This window comes from Romboutsia sp. 13368 (assembly GCF_018336475.1).
Taxonomy (GTDB): domain Bacteria; phylum Bacillota; class Clostridia; order Peptostreptococcales; family Peptostreptococcaceae; genus Romboutsia.
In genome coordinates this window covers 717,319-720,561 of record NZ_CP048741.1, presented here as the reverse complement: position 1 = coordinate 720,561, position 3,243 = coordinate 717,319, and the positions used below count along the sequence as shown (strand labels likewise).

Annotated in this window: 2 protein-coding genes; both read right to left on the bottom strand. The window is 31.4% G+C overall.

Features of this window, described 5'->3' with window-relative positions; genetic code table 11:
• Positions 1 to 95: 95 nt before the first annotated feature.
• On the bottom strand, positions 96 to 1,640 hold the full coding sequence (locus G3997_RS02855) for an AbgT family transporter (protein WP_296647775.1): 1,545 nt from the start codon (positions 1,638 to 1,640) through the stop codon (positions 96 to 98).
• 22 nt (positions 1,641 to 1,662) lie between these two features.
• A complete protein-coding gene (locus tag G3997_RS02850) occupies positions 1,663 to 2,835 on the bottom strand; it encodes a M20 metallopeptidase family protein (protein WP_296647771.1) in 1,173 nt (390 codons plus the stop codon).
• Between the last annotated feature and the right edge of the window lie 408 nt (positions 2,836 to 3,243).

Here is a 3,243-nt window from a genome sequence, read left to right as displayed (position 1 = left end):
CAAGGATATATCGTTGGCGAAATAAAGTGATTCGCCGACACGTCGCTCAAGCGAATCGAATTTTTTATTTGTTAATACTCATCTACTATATTAAACTACATTGTATAAAATATCGCTCCTCCTGGTCCTAGAGGTATATTGAATGTCATAAATACTAAAAGAAGTATTATCCAAGCAATTGCAAAAACTAATGAATATGGTATCATATTAGCTATTACAGTACCCATACCTATGTTTTTATCATATTTTCTAGCAAAAGCTAGTATTACTGGGAAGTATGAGAAAAGTGGACTAAGCGGATTAGTTATAGAATCCCCTATACGATAAGCAACTTGAGTTAATGCTGGGTCATATCCTAATAATAAGAACATTGGTACAAATATAGGTCCCATTATAGCCCATTTTGCAGATGCACTTCCTACAAATATATTTATAAATGCTGCAAATAATACAAATACTACTATAAGTCCTTTACCTGTCATACCTGCATTTTGTAGCCACTCTGCTCCTTTTATAGATAATATAGTACCTAAATTACTTGCATTAAATAAGTATAAAAATTGTCCTGCTATAAATGCTAAAACTATATACATGCCCATATCACTCATAGAACTACCCATCATTGAAACTAAATCTTTATCATTTTTTATACTCTTAGTAACTTTACCATATACAAATCCTGGAACTAAAAATATTGCAGTTATTATTGGAACTATACCTTTCATTAAAGTAGAGCCATTAGAAAGTAATGAACCAGTTTCACTATCTCTTAAGAATGCATCATTACCTATAGATAATCCAACTATTATAATTACTACTAATAATAATGAATATAGTGCATATTTAAGACCTTTAGCTTGAAGTGGTGTAACTTCATTTGATGTTGATGTATCTTCTGCTAAGCCTTCATATTTTCCAAAACGAGGAGCTACATATTTTTCAGTTATAATTGTTCCAAGTATAGTTAATATTATTGCTGATGCAGCTAAGAAATACATATTCATCGCTGGATTTACTACATAATTAGGATCTACCATTTGAGCTGATTGACCTGTAAATCCTGCTAATAACACATCTATCATACTAACCGTTATATTTGCAGAAAATCCTGCTGCAACTCCTGCATATCCTGCAAACATACCTATTAATGGATGTCTTCCTATACCTATAAATACAAGTGCTGCAAGTGGTGGAAGCACTATAAAACCAGCATCAGCAGCTGCATTTGCTACTATACCAACAAATATTATAGTTGCTGTAACCAATTTTTTAGGAACTTTATTTATACTTTGTTTCATTAATACTTCCATAAGTCCTGTTTTTTCCGCTACCCCYGCACCAAGCATTGTAACTAGGACAAGTCCTAATGGTGCAAATGATTGGAAGTTTGAAACTACACTACCCAAGAATATCTGAAGTTGTTCTTTATCTAATAAATTTATAGCTGTTATCTCTTCTCCTGTAGATGGATGAATTGCACTAACATCTTGACTTGCTATAATTGCTGATAATATAAGTATTACTCCACATAATATAAAAAATATTGTTACAGGATCTGGTAGTTTATTTCCTACTCTTTCTACTGAATTTAATACTCTATCCAATAAACCAACCTTTTTATTTTCTTTTACTTTACTCAACTATCTCGCCCCCTAATAAAATCTACTTTAAATAATCAATTGCTATTTGGGATAAGCTTTGTGCCAATACTCCTACGTTTTTGCTATCCCATTTAAAGTATGGGTTATGGTGAATAACTGGCTCACTTTCATTATTTGCTATTCCTATAAACATAAATGCTGATGGAACTTTTTGTGCAAAGTAAGCAAAATCTTCTCCACCCATATTAGGTTCTTTTAAGTTATATACATTTTCTTCTCCAACTACTTTTTTTAAAGATTCTTTAGCAAAGTTAGTCATATCTTTATCATTTATTAATGCTGGATAGTTTGCTTTATATTTAAATTCATATGTTGCTCCTTGAGAAGTTGTTATCCCCCTTACTAAATCTTCCATAATACGTGGYACTAAATTTCTCGTTTCTTCTTTAAATGTTCTTATGGTTCCTTCTAACTCAACTTCATTAGGTATTACATTGAAATTCTCTCCACCTTGTATCTTTCCACAAGTTACAACTACTGGGTCTAGTGGATTTATTCTTCTACTTACTATGGTTTGTAGCGCATTTACAATTTGGCATGTTATTACTATTGGGTCTATCGACTCTTGAGGAAGTGCTCCATGGCCACCTTTTCCTATTACTTTTATGTTAAATAAATCTGGTGCTGCCATCATAGGTCCTTCTTTTAAATGTACTTCACCTTCTTTTAARTATCCCCATAAATGTGCTCCAAAGGCTGCATCTACTTTTGGATTTTCAAGTACTCCTTCTTCAATCATAGGAAGGGCACCACCTTCTCTTTCTTCTGCTGGTTGAAATACTAATTTAACATTACCATGTAACTTATCTTTTAGTTCATTAAGTATCATAGCTGCACCTAAAAGACCTGCAACATGACCGTCRTGACCACAAGCATGCATCATACCATCAATTTTAGATTTGTACTCAACATTAGCCTGTTCTTGTATTTTTAATGCATCCATGTCAGCTCTAAGTAAAACTGTTTTTCCTGGGTAATTACCTTCAATTAATCCGACTACTCCAGTTTTAGCTACATTTTTTTGAACTTTTATGCCTAGTTTTTCTAGTTCTTCGATTATTATTTTTGATGTTTTAAATTCTTTAAAGCCATCTTCTGGATACATGTGTATTGTTTCTCTTAAATTTATCATTTGTTCTAAGTACTTTTCACATAAATCTTTTACTTCATTCACATCAAGTCCTCCTAAGTTATTTCTGACTTACATAATTAATATGAATGTTATTTTGTACAATATTACTACAAAAATATAATGGACATATCTTTATAAAAGATATGTCCATTATATTTTTATCCAAATAAACTAAGTAAARTATAGTTATACTTCCAAATTTTCTAGGTGTAAATGGCGTATGGCTAGTAGTTCCATTTGCAGAAGTTTTAACTTTGATTATATCTTTTGTTTATATTTATAAATACAGAAAAGAATATATGTATGAAAATATGTTTAAGAAAAAAGAATTGAAGAATGTTGAAGTTGAGAATATATAAAAAATTCGCTTCGCTTGAGCGACGTGTCGGCGAAACATTTCGGATACATCCGTTGCTAAAAAATACCCTTAATTGTTTTAAGGGTATTTTT